Annotated in this window: 17 protein-coding genes; 9 read left to right on the plus strand and 8 right to left on the minus strand. The window is 53.4% G+C overall.

Annotated features, from left to right (window positions below; genetic code table 11):
• Positions 1-52: 52 nt before the first annotated feature.
• The 8 genes from ABLV08_RS12720 to ABLV08_RS12755 form a co-directional block, all read right to left on the minus strand.
• Positions 53-1051 carry an oxygen tolerance domain protein gene (locus tag ABLV08_RS12720; protein ID WP_348855913.1) on the minus strand — a complete coding sequence of 333 codons (999 nt, stop codon included), beginning with the start codon at positions 1049-1051 and terminating at the stop codon, positions 53-55.
• Entirely contained in the window at positions 1048-2571 is a 1524-nt protein-coding gene (locus ABLV08_RS12725) for a VWA domain-containing protein (RefSeq protein WP_348855914.1), read from the minus strand. Before ABLV08_RS12725 ends, ABLV08_RS12720 begins: the two co-directional genes overlap by 4 nt.
• The gene (locus ABLV08_RS12730) at positions 2568-3545 is read right to left on the minus strand and encodes a VWA domain-containing protein (protein WP_348855915.1); all 978 of its coding nucleotides are present in this window, start codon (positions 3543-3545) and stop codon (positions 2568-2570) included. The genes ABLV08_RS12725 and ABLV08_RS12730 overlap by 4 nt, the downstream gene beginning before the upstream one ends.
• Entirely contained in the window at positions 3538-3978 is a 441-nt protein-coding gene (locus ABLV08_RS12735) for a DUF4381 family protein (RefSeq protein ID WP_047039145.1), read from the minus strand. Before ABLV08_RS12735 ends, ABLV08_RS12730 begins: the two co-directional genes overlap by 8 nt.
• Positions 3979-4881 carry a DUF58 domain-containing protein gene (locus ABLV08_RS12740; RefSeq protein WP_015369614.1) on the minus strand — a complete coding sequence of 301 codons (903 nt, stop codon included), beginning with the start codon at positions 4879-4881 and terminating at the stop codon, positions 3979-3981.
• Positions 4881-5879 (minus strand): MoxR family ATPase, encoded by a 999-nt coding sequence (locus tag ABLV08_RS12745; RefSeq protein WP_045387422.1) that lies wholly within the window; start codon positions 5877-5879, stop codon positions 4881-4883. The genes ABLV08_RS12740 and ABLV08_RS12745 overlap by 1 nt, the downstream gene beginning before the upstream one ends.
• Positions 5876-7171 (minus strand): anaerobic sulfatase maturase, encoded by a 1296-nt coding sequence (locus ABLV08_RS12750; protein ID WP_047039150.1) that lies wholly within the window; start codon positions 7169-7171, stop codon positions 5876-5878. The genes ABLV08_RS12745 and ABLV08_RS12750 overlap by 4 nt, the downstream gene beginning before the upstream one ends.
• 81 nt (positions 7172-7252) lie before the next feature.
• Positions 7253-8821 carry an arylsulfatase gene (locus ABLV08_RS12755; RefSeq protein WP_348855917.1) on the minus strand — a complete coding sequence of 523 codons (1569 nt, stop codon included), beginning with the start codon at positions 8819-8821 and terminating at the stop codon, positions 7253-7255.
• Between the two features lie 322 nt (positions 8822-9143).
• On the opposite strand from ABLV08_RS12755, the gene ABLV08_RS12760 reads away from it, so the two are divergent.
• From ABLV08_RS12760 to ABLV08_RS12800, 9 genes are all read left to right on the plus strand, one after another.
• Complete coding sequence (locus ABLV08_RS12760) at positions 9144-9836, plus strand: helix-turn-helix domain-containing protein (protein WP_015703536.1); 693 nt, start codon at positions 9144-9146, stop codon at positions 9834-9836.
• Positions 9837-10369: 533 nt separating this feature from the next.
• Positions 10370-10540: a hypothetical protein gene (locus ABLV08_RS12765; RefSeq protein ID WP_015369621.1), complete on the plus strand. Its 171-nt coding sequence runs from the start codon at positions 10370-10372 to the stop codon at positions 10538-10540.
• A 228-nt stretch (positions 10541-10768) separates the two neighbouring features.
• Positions 10769-11065: a hypothetical protein gene (locus tag ABLV08_RS12770; protein ID WP_015703534.1), complete on the plus strand. Its 297-nt coding sequence runs from the start codon at positions 10769-10771 to the stop codon at positions 11063-11065.
• A 219-nt stretch (positions 11066-11284) separates the two neighbouring features.
• Complete coding sequence (locus ABLV08_RS12775; RefSeq protein ID WP_015703533.1) at positions 11285-11713, plus strand: hypothetical protein; 429 nt, start codon at positions 11285-11287, stop codon at positions 11711-11713.
• 57 nt (positions 11714-11770) lie between these two features.
• Entirely contained in the window at positions 11771-11983 is a 213-nt protein-coding gene (locus tag ABLV08_RS12780; protein WP_015369625.1) for a hypothetical protein, read from the plus strand.
• A 243-nt stretch (positions 11984-12226) separates the two neighbouring features.
• The gene (locus ABLV08_RS12785) at positions 12227-12526 is read left to right on the plus strand and encodes a DUF1889 family protein (protein ID WP_015369626.1); all 300 of its coding nucleotides are present in this window, start codon (positions 12227-12229) and stop codon (positions 12524-12526) included.
• Between the two features lie 389 nt (positions 12527-12915).
• Positions 12916-14343, plus strand: coding sequence for an integrase family protein (locus tag ABLV08_RS12790; protein ID WP_063447638.1), 1428 nt, complete (start codon positions 12916-12918; stop codon positions 14341-14343).
• Positions 14333-14944, plus strand: a complete 612-nt coding sequence (locus tag ABLV08_RS12795; RefSeq protein ID WP_348855919.1) for a hypothetical protein — start codon at positions 14333-14335, stop codon at positions 14942-14944. Before ABLV08_RS12790 ends, ABLV08_RS12795 begins: the two co-directional genes overlap by 11 nt.
• A 139-nt stretch (positions 14945-15083) precedes the next feature.
• The gene (locus ABLV08_RS12800) at positions 15084-15287 is read left to right on the plus strand and encodes a helix-turn-helix domain-containing protein (protein WP_063447613.1); all 204 of its coding nucleotides are present in this window, start codon (positions 15084-15086) and stop codon (positions 15285-15287) included.
• The last annotated feature ends 38 nt before the right edge of the window (positions 15288-15325 follow it).

Here is a 15325-nt window from a genome sequence, read left to right on the forward strand (position 1 = left end):
CCTGGTGGCGACGGGCCGCCCTCTGTGCGCTCCCTGCGCCACGGAAAATTGCCTAAGGGGCCAGCGGTGGTAACGGCTGCGGCTGCCAGAAACGCCGCCAGCGTCGACTAATGCCGAGAAGCGTTCGATAACACCAGCGGCGGCCAAACCATCCGCCTCCGACCGCGGCGGCGGCAATCACTATCCACATCAGGCTCTGCCAGGTGACCATTCCCGTGGTACCGCGCAGCGCTTGCTCCGCGCCGCCCTGTCGCGCCGCGGCGACGTTCAACGTTTCTCCCGCCAGCTTTGCCGTTTGCCATTGATGATTAACGGTATCCCACCAGCGCAAGCTAATCGGTGGTAGCGTCAGCGTGCCGCTATGGCTGGGCAGATAACGCAGCCGCTCCACCCGATGAGCGCCTATGATATCGCCGCGCTCGCTTTTTAATGCCTCACTGACCGGCGCCAGACGCTGGCTTTCGCTACCGCTAATGGCGTACAGCAGCGGTGGAATTTGCCCCGGTAGCGCATCCCGCGCCTCGACGGTCACGATACGGTCAACGACATCACCAACCCTCAGCGTGGCGTCTTTCCCCGCGTGGTACTGTTGAATTTGCTGGCTGAGCGTCAGCTGGCTGGCCGGTAAAAAATGGTCCGCCTGAGTGGTATTGGCCGGCCAGTTTACCGGGCGTTCCAGCGCCGGAAGATGTACCGTGACCGGAGCCTGATTGGCGGAGGTCGCGGTAATGTCGATCGCCGGCAGGCGTAGCACGCCCTGCTGCCAGGCGCTGATCTGACGTTCAAGGCGAATGCCGCTCCAGACGATCCCGTTCTTCTTGCGCGTCACCAGCTGTGAAGGCAACGCGGTATTCAGGAGTTCGCCGTTTTTGACGGCAAACTCGGGCCACTGCGGCGGCGGGTTAAACCAGCTATCGGTCCACCAGGTGATCGCCACCCGAACCGGCTGGCCGGGGACGATCTGCGCCGGCGCTTCCAGTTCACGGGTGATGTCCATCGCCGCATGCGCCGGCAGGGTGGCGGCCAGCAGAAAAAGTAGCGCTTTGTTCATGGCGTGGTATCTCCCGAGCCGTTGCGATACAGGCTTTTCAGTAGCCCCGTTGGCGAAACCTCCAGCGCATCAAACCATTGATTAACCTGCGGACTCTCCCCGGCGATAGCGCCGATTTGCTGCTGATTGATGCCCTGGTTTTTCTGCAGGTCGTGGACCACCTTATCCGGGCCATCGTCCATCGCATCGCCCTGCGCCTGTTGGCGCTCGCGCTCTTGCTGGCGAATGCCCATCACAATCTGCGAGATTTTATCGCGATTTTGCAGCGCCATGGACCAGTCAGGATGTAGGTAGAGGGCGCGATCGTAGCTGTCGAGCGCCTGCTGCCACTGCTTTTGCTGAGCATAGCTGTTGCCCAGCCACAGCAAGGTTTCCGCGGTTGGCGGCGCGGCGCGAAACGCGCTGGCGGCGGCAGGATAGTCGCCCGCCCGATACCAGGCGATACCTTGCCATAACGGATCGCGATAATGCCCGGCGGCAGCGGCGTAGTCGCCGCGGCGAAAGGCGTGCTGCCCCTGAATATCGGGGCGAACCCAGGCATCGAGCCAGGCGGCATCGCTGTGCGGCGACCACAGCAGCGCGGGAAATAGTAGCGCTACCATCAGTAACTGGCGTCGCCAGAACAGCAGCAGAAACAGCATCGGCGCAATCAACAGGTAGCCGCTGTTTTTCCAGTGAAGATCCTCGCGGGCGTTATTTTGCTGAGTCACCGATTGTTGAATGTGGCTGGCGATGATCGGCAGATCGTAGCCATCATCGCTGGCCAGCGTCACCGGGATCCCGGCGTCGCGCAGCTGACGGAAACGATCGACGTTTAGTCGGGTATCGATGCCGAGGCTGGCGTACTTATCCGGCAGCGTTCCACCCGTGGCGGTGCCGGGGACCCAAATTTGCAGCGGTAGATGTTGCCCTTTCAGCCAGGTGACATCGGCAGGCGACAGGGTATCGGCAACGAGGATTAGGCTACGCGGGCTGTCTTTGTCTGTAGGCAGATTTTTTAACGCCAGTGCGACGGCCTGCGGCAGGGCGGAACCGCTACCTTCCGGCAGCAAAGAGGGCGACTGGGCGTTGAGAAATAGCTGATAAAACTGCGGATCCTGCGTTAACGGCGTGGTGAGAAAGGCCTGGCTACTGTAGACCACCAGACCGAAATGCGAACCGGGCTGCCGTTGCATCAGCGCGGAGATTTTATGCTGCATGCGCTGATGACGCGAGGGGGAAAGATCCTGGGCATACATCGCCAGATCCTGCTGCAGAATCACCATCACGTTGCTTTGCGGCGTCAGCGCCGCCGGGAGTTCGCGCTGCCAGCTTGGGCCCGCCAGTGCGATGACACCGAGTGTGAGTAGCCACGGCAGCAGCCGGGTTAACCTGCGACGGCGTTGAATAATCAACGCGCGAAAAGGTTTATCCATTAGCGTTGACCAGGCGGAAGCGCCGTAGCCAGGAAGCCAGGCCACCAGCAGACACAGCAGCAGCGCGGTTAAGCGCCACGGATAGAGGAAGTGAAAATCGCTCATGCCATTTTCTCCCTGAGGACACGGCCGCAGGCGGCCAGCAGTAGCAATAGCAGCGCGACGGCGAGCGGCCACGGATAGAGCGCCTGATGCCAGGACCAGCCGAGGCTTTTGACCTGCGCCGGAGTGAGGGCGTCGATTTGTTGCCAGACGCTATCCAGCGCGCTGCCGGAATGCGCGGCGGTCCAGCTCTGGCCGCCGGTGGTTTTCGCGATGCGCTGCAGTAGCGGCAAATCGACTTTGTCTTTGCTGGTATCGCTGAGGTCGCCGAAGGCGATGGTATGAACCCGGACATGGTGGTCGGCAGCAAGCTTTGCCGCCAGTTCAGGCGACAGCTGCGAAGCGGTATCATTGCCGTCGGTGAGTAAAATCGCCAGCTTATCGGCCTGCTTATCGGGGCCATTATCCAGTACCTTAACCGCCACGCCCAGCGCATCGCCGATAGCGGTTTGCTGGCCAATCATGCCCGGCGCTAGCTGATTGATGCGCGTTTGCAGCGCCTGTTTATCTTCGCTTATCGGGGCGAAGGGCCAGGCTTTGCTGGCGAAGATGACCATGCCGATGCGGTCGGATTGGCGGGCGGCGACAAACTTGCGCACCGATTGCTGTACCGCCTGCAGGCGCGTATTACCGCCCTGGACGTCATTTTTCGCCATTGACCCGGAGACATCGAGGATCAGCACGATGTCGCGCATCGGCTTGCTGACGTACTGCGGCGGCGTCAGGTATTCCGGCCGCGCCAGCGCGCAAACCAGCAGCGACCAGATAAGCCAGAACAGCACGGCGCTGGCCCCACTTCCGCGTTTTGGCCGGGTATCGAGCTGTAGCGCGTCAATGAGCGAGGGTAAAAACGGTACCCGCACGCGCTCGTCGGTGGCTTTTGCCGGTAGCGGGAGAAAACGAGTGAGCAGCGGCAGAGCCAGCAGTAGCGCGGCCCAGGGCCAGGCGAAATCAATGTGGGCGAGCCATTCAGACATGTGGAAGCTCCTTTAGCCACTGCGCCAACTGAGCGCGAAGCCGCGCCGTCTGCTGGTCGTTCAGGGCGTTGTCGGCCCGGCAGTAGCGGGCGATGAGCTGGTCGCGCAGGTCAGCATCCAGCGTCAACGACGCCAGCACGGCTTCCGGCACCAGCGTTTGGCTAACCATCTGGCGCGGCTGGTGGACCAGCTGCACCCGTTTAATCAGCTGCATCCAGCTATCGACGGTATGCGGATGATTGAGCGCCAGCAGCGCTTCTCGTCGCCAGCGGTTGCGCCGCCAGCGGGCGTAGCGGATAAGCAGGAACAGCGCCGCCAGGCCTACGGCAATCGCGAGCAGAATCAGCCAGCCGATTGGTAGCGGAAACCAGCTGGGGGCGGGGGGCAGCGCGGGCGTTAGTAGCTCCGGCACCGCATAGCCTTTCTCAAACATTTAAAGCCCTTTTTGTAACTGGCGCAGCAGGTCCTGAGTTACCGTCAGATGATTAACCCGAATACCCAACTGGTTGAGTTGCTGCTGCTGACGCGCCAGCCGACCGATGATGTGTTGACGAATATCGGCGCTGAGCGCGGAGGTGAGGGTGACGCTGGCGCTGCGCCCGCCGTAGCAGGCGGCCAGCGTGCCGGAGCGCGGCAGGCGAAGGTGTAAGTCGTCGAACAGCACAAATGCGCTGACCTCGCAGCGACGGCGCAGATGCGCCAGCATGGCCTTCGCTTGGGCGTCGAGATCGTGAAAATCGCTGAGGATCGCAACCCAGGCGCCGCGCGGAATCGTGCTGACCGCGCGCTGTAGCGCCTGCGAAAGCGTCTGCGTACGCTCCGGCTCGAGAGGATATTGCTGCGCCAGCAACTGGTTGTAATGCGTCAGATCATCCAGCAGCGCGGGTAGAGTGCTACGCGGGGCGCGGCAGGGGTGTAGCGCCAACGTGGTATCGTTAAATACCAGGCTGCCGAGGCGATCGCCATCGTGATGGCTACGCCAGGCCAGCAGCGCGGCGGTTTTGGCCGCGGCGCTGGCTTTAGTTTGCCCGCGGGTGGCGAAATGCATATCTAATCGTTGGTCGACCAGCAAAAAGACCGGGCGCTCGCGCTCTTCATTGTACTGGCGCACCCACGGCGTACGTAGACGGGCGGTCGTCTGCCAGTCGATCATGCGTATGTCGTCGCCGGGTTGATAACGACGCAGGCTGTCGAAATTGAGCCCACGGCCCTGCTGGCGGGAGGCGCGTTCGCCGGATAACGCCCCTGGTGGGATCTGTCCCGGTGGGTTAACCATCAACCGCGCCTGCGGCGCGAGGTCGAGCAGCATCTGGCGATTCACGCAGAGTTCGTTCATTAGATCACCACGGCGTTCAGCAGCATGGTAATCACATCGTCGGCGCTGCAACCATCGGCGCTGGCCTGATAGCTCAGCATCAAGCGGTGGCGCATCACCGCCGGCGCGATAAAGCGCACGTCTTCCGGGCGAACCGCGTCACGTCCCGCGAGCCAGGCCTGCGCGCGGGCGCAGCGCTCCAGCGCTAAGGTGCCGCGTGGGCTCAGGCCGTAAGCCAGATAGCTGGCTAACTGCTCGCTGATGTGCTGAGGCTGGCGGGTGGCGTTGACCAGCTCGACTATCCAGGTTTCGACAATCGGCGCGACGTGGATGGCGCTAATTTCCTGCCAGCAGGAGGCAATTTCCTGTTGGCTGAACCGCAGTGATTCCGCTTCTGGCGCGGGGGCGGTTTTTGCCGCTACGCCATATTTCGCCTGTTGCTCGGCGCGAACCAGCTGCATCACCTGCCGCTCATGCTCTTTTGATGGATAGTCGACCAGTACTTTCATCAGAAAGCGGTCGAGCTGAGCTTCCGGCAGCGGCCAGGTGCCTTCCTGGTCGACGGGGTTCTGCGTCGCCAGCACCATAAACACGCCCGGCAGCGGCCAGCTTTTGCCCGCCACGGTGACGTGGCGCTCTTCCATCGCCTCCAGCAGCGCCGACTGCACGCGGGCCGAGGCGCGGTTGATTTCGTCCGCCAGAATCACGTTGCCGAAAACCGGTCCCGGGCGAAAACGAAACTGCTCCTCTTCGCGGCTGGCATTTTGCTGATAAATCTCGCTGCCGGTGATATCCGAGGGCAGCAGATCCGGAGTGAACTGGATACGGCGAAACTCGCCGAGGATATGTCGCGCCAGCTCGCGGACGGCGCGGGTCTTCGCCAGCCCCGGCAGCCCTTCGAGCAGGATATGCCCATCACAGAGCAGGGCGATAAGCAGCATTCGCACGACGTTTTCCTGGCCGAGCACCTGCGCATTCATGCGCTGCTCCAGCTGTAACATTTTATCGCGAAGGTTCATCGGCTAACTCCTTTAAAATCTCGTTTCACCAGCGTGACGATGCCCGCCAGAATCGGCTCGGCATAGTTGAAAAAGGCTTTAATGCCCGGGCAGAGATAGTTCAAACCGGCTTCGCCGTCGGTGGTGAGCACCAGACGGTTTTTCGGGCACTCGCCGTGGCAAAGCTTCAGGTAAGGGCACTGCTTGCACTGCTGGGGCAGCGTGTCGCATTTACCCATACCGAAAGCCTGCTGACGTTCGGAGAAAGCCATTCGCGCCAGGCTGTTATCGGCGATATTGCCGATTTGATACTCCGGATAGACGTAGTGATCGCAGGAGAAAACGTCGCCGTTTTTCTCGACCGCGAGCCCTTTGCCGCAAAACTCCGCGGTGGTGCAAATTTGCGCCGGCAGACCCATCATCTGGGCGACGGCGGTTTCGAACAGATTGACCTGTACGCGGCCAAGGTCGTTGTTCACCCACTCTTCGAAGGTTGCGATCAGGAAGCGTCCCCAATCGTCCGGGTCGACCGACCAGTCGGTGACGATGGAGTCTAAATCGCCGGGGCGCGCGCGGCGGCTACCGACGGTGGGGATGCTGTCATCACGCCAGAAATGAGGCGCGGTTTGGGTAAAGTCCACCGGTTCGACGCAGGGGTTAAACTGCACGTAGGTCGCCCCCAGTTCGCGGGTAACAAAGCGGTAAACCTCTAATGGGAAACGGGCGTTGGTACGGTTGACGGTGACCAGCGCATTGAATGGAACGCCGTGGCGCTTCAGGGCGTCGACGCCGGCCATCACTCTATCAAACGTTGGTTTGCCGCTGCGGGTGATGCGATAGCGGTCGTGCAACTCTCGCGGGCCGTCAATCGACAGGCCGACAAGGAATTGATTCGCTTTGAGGAATTCAGCCCAGGCATCGTTAATCAGGATACCGTTGGTTTGCAGATCGTTTTCGATCCGCTGGCCGGGCTTTTTATATTGCTGTTGGAATTTCACCACTTTGTGGAAAAACTCCAGTCCCATTAGGGTCGGTTCGCCGCCCTGCCAGGAGAAGACCACCTGTTCGCCATCCTGACCGTCGATGTACTGGCGGATAAAGTTTTCCAGCGTTTCATCGCTCATGTAGCAGCGCTTCTCCTGCTGGAGTAAGTGTTCTTTGTGCAGGTAGAAGCAGTAGCTACAATCGAGATTACAGGCGGAGCCGGTGGGTTTCGCCATCACATGAAAGCGACGTTGGTAAGCGGGGCCGTTACCCGCGTACTTTTCTGCCGAAGGTAATGCGTTAACAGGCACGGTGGTGCTGTGTTTCATAAATAACTCCCGGATTAGTCAGGTCGAGGGTAAGGCGAGAAGAAAACAGGGCGGCGGACCGCCCTGAAGTTGGTAACAGGGTTATTTGCGCGCGCTCTGGTCAAGCATCGCGCTGACATCGGAGACGGTGAAGGAGCCCGGTTTCTGACGCGGTGGGAATTCTTTAAACGTCGCCAGCATTTCTTTTGCCGACTTCTGCGCGCCGCCCATCAGGAACATGCGATCGTAGAACCAGGATTGGTAGCCCATCCCCTGGTCGCCTTTCTCCAGTGGATCGACGGCAAGGTCAAAGATCATCGGCGCACGCAGTTTGGTGAACGGATAGCGCCACAGATCGAGACCGGTGTGTTCCTGGATCATAAAGTGGATCTTCCAGCGGCCCTGACGCATTGCCAGCAGATCGCCGTCATCGCTCCAGTAGAAGAATTCGTTACGCTGGTCTTTCCCTTTGCCCTGCAGGAAGTCGAGCTGGTTATAGCCATCAAGGTGAACCTTGTAGGTGATGGACGGCGTTTTATAACCTTTCAGCATCTCTTGCTTGATGTTGCTGTCGCCGGCAGCGGCAACCAGCGTCGGGAACCAGTCGTAGCTGGCGAACATGTCGCTCACCACGGTGCCCGGTTTGATGTGGCCTGGCCATTTGATCATCGCCGGAACGCGGAAGCCGCCCTCCCAGCCGGTGTTTTTCTCACCGCGGAACGGAGTTTCGCCTGCGTCCGGCCAGGTGGCGGTCATCGGGCCGTTGTCGGTGGTGTAGATAACGATGGTGTTATCTTCGATGCCGAGATCTTTAATTTTCTGCAGCACCTGGCCGACGATTTTATCGTGCTCAACCATGCCATCGGCATAGGTTCCCAGCCCGGTGACGCCAACGCTGTCGTCTTTGAGGTGGGTTTTGTTGTGCATACGGGTGGTGTTAAACCAGGTAAAGAATGGTTTACCGGCTTTCACCTGACGCGCCATAAAGTCGTTGTTGGCGGCCAGAGTCTCTTCATCCACGGTCCCCATACGCTTCACAGTCAGCGGACCGGTATCTTCGATCTTGCCGTCAGCGGTACTCTTAATTACCCCGCGCGGGCCAAACTGTTTGCGGAAGTTGGGATCTTTCGGGTAATCCGGATTTTCCGGCTCTTCTTCGGCATTCAGGTGATAGAGATTGCCAAGGAACTCATCGAAACCATGTGCAGTCGGCAGGAATTCATCGCGATCGCCAAGGTGGTTTTTACCAAACTGCCCGGTGGCGTAACCCAGTTGTTTGAGGACGTTGGCGATGGTCGGATCTTCTTTCTGCAGACCCTGCGGCGCTCCCGGCATCCCGACTTTACTCATCCCGGTACGGAACGGCATCTGGCCGGTAATGAAGGCGGAACGACCCGCGGTGGAGCTCTGCTCGGCGTAGTAGGAGGTAAACTTCGCGCCCTGGGCGGCGATGCTGTCGATGTTTGGCGTCTGGTAGCCCATCAGACCCTGATTGTAGGTGCTCAGGTTCAGGTAGCCGATATCATCGCCAAAGATAACTACGATGTTAGGCTTTTTAGCATCCTGCTTCGGCGCTGCGGCGTCGGCTGCGTGAGCAACGGTCACCGCGCCGGAAGCTAATGTCAGCATACTGGCCAACATTGTTCTCTTAAAGGGAATATTTTTAAACATAGCTCGCTATCCTTTTATTTTTCCGGGTTTTTAAATGATCTGGAAAAATAGGTTGTTAACGAAGCGTCTAATTTATTTTTAAATTAGCAAGGATGTTTTCGGTTAAAAATAAATTAGACGCTTCAATGGGCAAGAAAACGTTAAACGGTTCTCGTCGGTGTTGGTATTTTATTTAGACGTATCGGTCGATACGAGAGTGGAGTCTCTAAACGGACTGAAATAAATGGCAGGATGAACTAAAAATGCTATCTTTAATTGACAGGGTTAACTTTGCCAGATTATTTTTATGCATATTTAAATAAATAGGCATTAATGAGGCAACATGAAAACGACTTATTCCGATGTTATTGATCAATATAACCATGTTGTCGCCAGCGATCTTGAGTTGATTCAACCGCTGATCTCGGCAAATCAGCCACGAATCATCAAAGATAACGGTGTGTTTAAAATAGAACCCGGCGAAGTGGTTATTGTTGTTGAAGGCATTATTGCGATAGAGGTGGAATACAACGCGGGCTTTGGTTCCGCGAGTAAACGCGGCGCGCGGAGTAAAACGCTGGACATGCTGCAGATCGGTAAGGGGATCCGCGGTATGATCTTTGGCATTATTGAAAGCTATGGTCCAGCGTTATCGCTAAAATATACGGCGAAGAAAAATGTCAAAATAGTGACCTGCGGTAAGGAAGCGTTTGAACACTATTTTATTCAACGCGATCGGTTTGCTTATCTGATGGAAATCATGGCATTTCAGCTATCGCTGATTATTGATGCGCATCACGAAAAGAATTTACCTTCACGCTATGATACGATTAAATCAATGATCTACCGTTACAAAAAACAGCAGGATGCGGGAGTATTACATGATAGAAGCCTGGCTAGCTTTATTCTGAAAAGAACCAAAATGTCGCGTAGCTACCTTTTCAAAATTCTTGCTGAGCTTAAAGAAGGGGGATATATCAAAATGGAGAACGGTGAACTGATCGATATTGCGCACGAACTGCCGGAGAAATTTTAACCTCCTGTGACTGGGCGCGAACGTCATTTCAGTGGCGCAGAGGCCGTCTAACAGATCCTGGGATTACTTTACTCTTTATTACGCTTGCCTGCTGGGCGACGAATCATGTTTGCCGAAGCCAGTTGCCGTGCGGAATCTAGCCCGTCGTGTTTCTCTTACCGCGATGAGAATGGGGAGATAGTTGCTCTACAATGACCGTTTTTAGGTTTGATTTTATTTGTTGTTATATCTAAAATGCAGTTAATTATTCTGTCATAAATTCATCCTGCTAGTGAAATAAACCATTGTTTTTTCGTTTTAAGGGATACGATTTTGCTGAGAAGGGAGGCTTCTTTGTGTTCAATGGTGCAGCGCGCTCTGACGTAAACAATTTCGTTAATATAGAAAAGGGAAGGCGCGGTAGAAAGAGTCAGCCGTTTATCTCTTTCTCCAAAAATGGGGGGCATGTCAGGATCGCAGCTTTCATTGCTCGTCACGGAGAACATGTTGATATTCAAATAGATTATTCCACCAGAACCATCAGGGTTAAGAAGGTGGAACATCACGGCGTGCGTATTAACGTCGGCGGCGTCTTTACTCGTAAGGTACTGGTGAAGCAGTTTCTGTTTGGCGAGAAGAAGACCATCCGTGTCGATCTCACCCAACAGGACGATGGCTGGTTTTATGGCGACTTGCCGGTAGAGTTCACGGCCAATTGCGCATAGTGCGTTATTGCCTGAATTAGCCATTATCCAGTTATGTTGATACAGAGATAGTGGATAATGGCTTTTTTATATCAATGAGATATAAATACGAGTCATTATAGTTTCGTATTAAAAATTTATTTTTAAGTAAATAAGTACCATTAAATCCTATTAAATAATAGTTATTTCCAATGATATCTTTGCAATAATTAAGGGAAAATAGAGACTCAAAAAAGGAAACGATAATTAATGGAACATTTACTCAGACATTGTGAACAGGTTGCCGTTGGCCCCTATAGCCGCGATGCCCGGGCGCTGGCGCATGAAGTGATCGATACCATTTCGGCGGGCGTTCCGCCGGAGCAACTGATTCTCCCCTGGATGTCGGTTAAAGAGGGGCTGCCCGACGCCAATAGCGGGCGCTACGTGTGCGCTTATACACCCGCGAAATCTCAGGACCGCCGCTATCAGCTGGTCTCCGCTGCCATGTTCCGCACCGTTTGTCGGGACGCCACCCACTGGTTTTATATGTGGGAAGCGCTGTGATGGTGGGGGTGTGGGGGGATTTGTAGTGGTTTATGCTTCAATGCATAGATTATTTTACTAGTACAGTGAATCAAACTTTAACAACGTCAATATAAAAATATTTGGTAGTTAAATCATTCGCACCGCTAAATCCTTATATAATAAATATACTATTGAGATAGTCGTTAGGGAGCAGGATTGGACTGTGGTTTTTTTTTATACAAGTTGTTGAGGGGAAGCATGATCGAAATAATAAGTGATAAGAAAATATTAAGAATCTCCGCATTTGAAAGAGAAAATACACCTAATGCACCTGCTTATGATTGGATAAAAACCTACGTCGAATATCACCTCCCTGAATTGAATGTACAATATCAAGCTTCTTTCAACGTTGGTGAACTTTCCGAACTGAAAGATAAACTTATCGCGTTACATACCCACTTAATAAATGAAAATGCCCATACCGATGTTATTTTTGAAAGCACCGAAAATCAGCTAAATCTGGTATTTACACCATCATCTTTTGGCCATGGAGCACTTATGTCGTTAACGTTGAGGCCAGAAAACCCGGCTGAAAGCGTAGTGATCAGTGATTGTTTGGGGCTTGATGAAAGCTATTTTCCCGCGCTCATTGCTGGTCTGGAAGAGATCATCAATTTACAAAGATGATGCATTAGAGTATTGATAAGTCAGATATTTAATTAGAAGCCGCCAGGATGCTACTCTATGAAATCTGCTCTTGCTAATCTATGCCAATCCATCGGGATTCAGTCCGCGAGTCTGCTGGAAGCTATCACAACCTGCCTTTGTTCTATCGCCGCGCTGGGTAGCCTTTTTGTGCTTGAAGGCTGGGGCATGAAGATGGCTGGTTTTGTCGGGTTTTTGGCGCTGGCTTACGTGGTAGCCTGGATAGTGGATATAGTAAAAGGCGAAAAGTAGAGCCAAACATTTTGATTCATTACTCAGATTCTTGAGATTTGGACGGATTGGACTTATCACTATCAGAGGATCTTTTTTGCCGGAGGGTGTGAGCACATGTAAGAGGGGCTGCCAGATAAAAAATCAGCCATTTGTGCATAGCTCACATTTGAACAATTAAATGGATAAACCTTTTGATATTTAAGCAAAATATAGTCCATATTATAGCCTTGTACCGAACGTGGATATTTTAAGGATAAGAATATGTCAGCAGTAATTGATAAAGCACTGGATTTTATTAATGGCATGAACACGTCATCTTCAGCACCGCACACCATGGATGAAAGTACGGCTAAAGGCATTTTCAAGTATCTTAACGAGTTAGGCGCTCCGGCCAGCGCGGCTGATGTATATGCCCGGGGCACTCAAGAGGGCTGGGATCCCGAATTTACTAAAACGTTAGCGGGATGGGCGGAACGAATTGAGTCCGGCGAGCGTATAGTTATTAAGAATCCTGAGTACTTTTCTTCATACATGCGCGAGGAACTGCGGGCTCTGGTATAAGATGAACTCTGCTCAACCGTGAGCGGACTGGAATGCGTTGCGCTTTCGCTATATTGCAAGCTTCTAACCCGGCGCGTTTATACTCCGCAGTACTTGCCTGCCGTATTCTGTAGGTATCCTGGAAAAGACTAAGGGCTTACGATTACTCGTAAGCCCTTGATATTTGGTGGCCCCTGTTGGGTTTGAACCAACGACCAAGCGATTATGAGTTAGAGAACAACTTCTTACCTGAAAATACTTATATATTATTTTCAATAAGTTAACTGTTTTATGATTACTGTATAAATAACCAGAAATACTCTAAAATACTCCTTTGCGGTATCCTATAGGTATCCTAGAGCAAAACAAGCGATTCCCAGGATACTTTCATCGCTTGGTATGGGGTGTTTGTGGAAACATTCAAATTTACGAAAACTAAGCTAGAAAGCTTGCCACCTGCCGAACGTGGTCAGGTTGAGTACGGCGATGCCATTGTTAATGGTCTGCGCATCCGTATTGGTACCAGTGGCGTGAAAAGCTTCTGTATCTCCCGCAAGAGAAACGGCAAATTCATTCGTGCCACCCTTGGCCGGTTCCCCGACCTGACCATTGATAATGCCAGGGCAAAAGCCCTCGAGCTGCTGGGGGATGTTGCCACTACCGGCAAAAACCCGAATGCCGTAAAGCGAATTAATGATAAAGCCTCGGTGACGCTCCATGAGGCGCTGGAAACGTACATTAGCAGCCGCGCTCACCGGCTCAGCAGCAGCTCAGCAAAACAATACCGCTCGACTCTGGAGAACTTCTCCGGCGACTGGATGAAACAGCCTATCGGCTCTATATCTCGCGAACGTGTTGAAAACCGCCATAAGGCCGTTACGGATGGAACCGCATGGTTTGGCCCGGACAAATCTACCCTAAGGGCTGGTGTTGGTTCTGGTAGCAAAGCACAGGCTGACTTGTGGGCTCGTGTGCTGCGGGCAATTTACCGATTTGCTCATGATCACTATCGGGATGATGAAGGAAAGACTCTACTACCAGATCCTCCTACCCAGGTTCTCAGCACAAAAAGACAGTGGCACGGCACGGTCAGGAAAACAGATCGCATTCGTACTAATGAGCTGGCCAGATGGTTTAAAGCGCTGGTGGCAGTCCGTGACAGAGCAGAGGAGGGGCGCGATGATATTGCTGCGGCTGTATGCGATGCCGTAGAAATGGATATTTTTACCGGGTTGCGTAAGTCGGAGATTCTGGGATTAACCTGGGATCGCGTGAATATTGGTGCCCGGTACTTCTGGATCGACACCTCGAAGAACGGCGACCCGTTGGAGTTGCCTATCACCGAAACTCTGCGAAAACTTTTCCGCCGGCGCATGAAGATGAAGACGGGAGAGGAGCTTTATGTGTTTCCCGGCATTAACGGTGAGATCAAAGAATACCGGCATGTTATCGACCGTATCAGTGCGGCCACCGTTCCAGACCCTAATCCGGATATGGTGAAGCCAATTCCTTTCAAGTGGCATGATGGCCGCCGGACGTTCGGCACGGTCGCTGAGCTGGTGGGCGTTGGTAACTATATTCTGAAGCGGTTGCTGAACCACCGCACGATGAGAAGTGCTGATGTTACCCAGGGTTATCTCCATTTCAGCGCTGATGAACTGATGGAGCCAGCATCGAGGATTGAACGGGCCATACTTGAGCACGCTGGACTTATTGAACGAAAAAAGGGATTGGATGCGCAGCTTGTATCCGTACTGGGAAGTCTCAGTGATGAAGAAAAACGAAAATTAATATTTTCAATACTGCAAAACAATAAAGGTGAAGCCAATGAAATTTAAAAAGACTACTCCTCTGGTCAGGGATAAATGGTCTTACTCTGAGGCTGAGATACATGAAAAGATAGCAGCAGACTCTGCGCGAGCTGCGATGAAATTTGCTAGTGGAAGTATTAGTGGGTTGGAATTATTGAATGATACTCAGCGCCTTGAGTTGGTCAGGGAAATGGATTCATGGGATTATTCAGAAGCTTTAAAGGGCGGCAGGGCTAATGAAGCTATAAACAGAATGGTCTTTATATTTCAGATGTTGGGGCTAAAAGAGAGTGCGTTTTTTTTGGGTGTTATAGCATGTCATGCGGTTGGATTACGTCAATTTGACGATGTGCTCGACGAATTAAAAGGTAAGAAATTTATTTCCCAAGTAAATAAAAAGAAAGCCAGTAAACCAAGAAACAAATACTATTATGAGGTGATGGAGGTCATTAGGTTGACATGGGAGAAATATCCCGCAGCCAGCCCAACAGGAATACAGGAAAAATTGTCCGTCCATTACCACGGAAAGGTAAGTCGTGGTGCTTTGGGTAACTGGGTGAACAGGCATGAAGCACGGCCGGCAAAGCCTGAAAAGTATCAGCGTTTTGACTTGGTTTTCCCCCAATAGCCAGCTATTGAGGTTATTTACTGGGTAAAGAGGTGCTTATCTAGTTATTGCCCCTCAGTGCTGGTTACTAGTCTATTTTGTTGATAATCAATGATTAATAGTTATCACCGTCGTTAACCAATAATACGCGGTGATAATTATGAATGTGGTTTCTCAATCCTCTAAAAAACTAACCCGCAGCGAAGCCGCTGAGGCATTGGGTATAACAACCCAGACGCTGGCGAACTGGGCCTGTACTGGCCGGGTGAAAATTCCTTTCCATAAAGTTGGCCGCAAGGTTATCTATCTGCAATCCGATCTGGACGCTTATCTCGCATCAACTCGCAGAACGCAAACGGCGTAGGGGGGGAGGATATGGCACATAAAACAAAGGCGGCCATG

The sequence above is a fragment of the Klebsiella sp. CN_Kp088 genome (assembly GCF_040064335.1).
Taxonomy (GTDB): domain Bacteria; phylum Pseudomonadota; class Gammaproteobacteria; order Enterobacterales; family Enterobacteriaceae; genus Klebsiella; species Klebsiella aerogenes.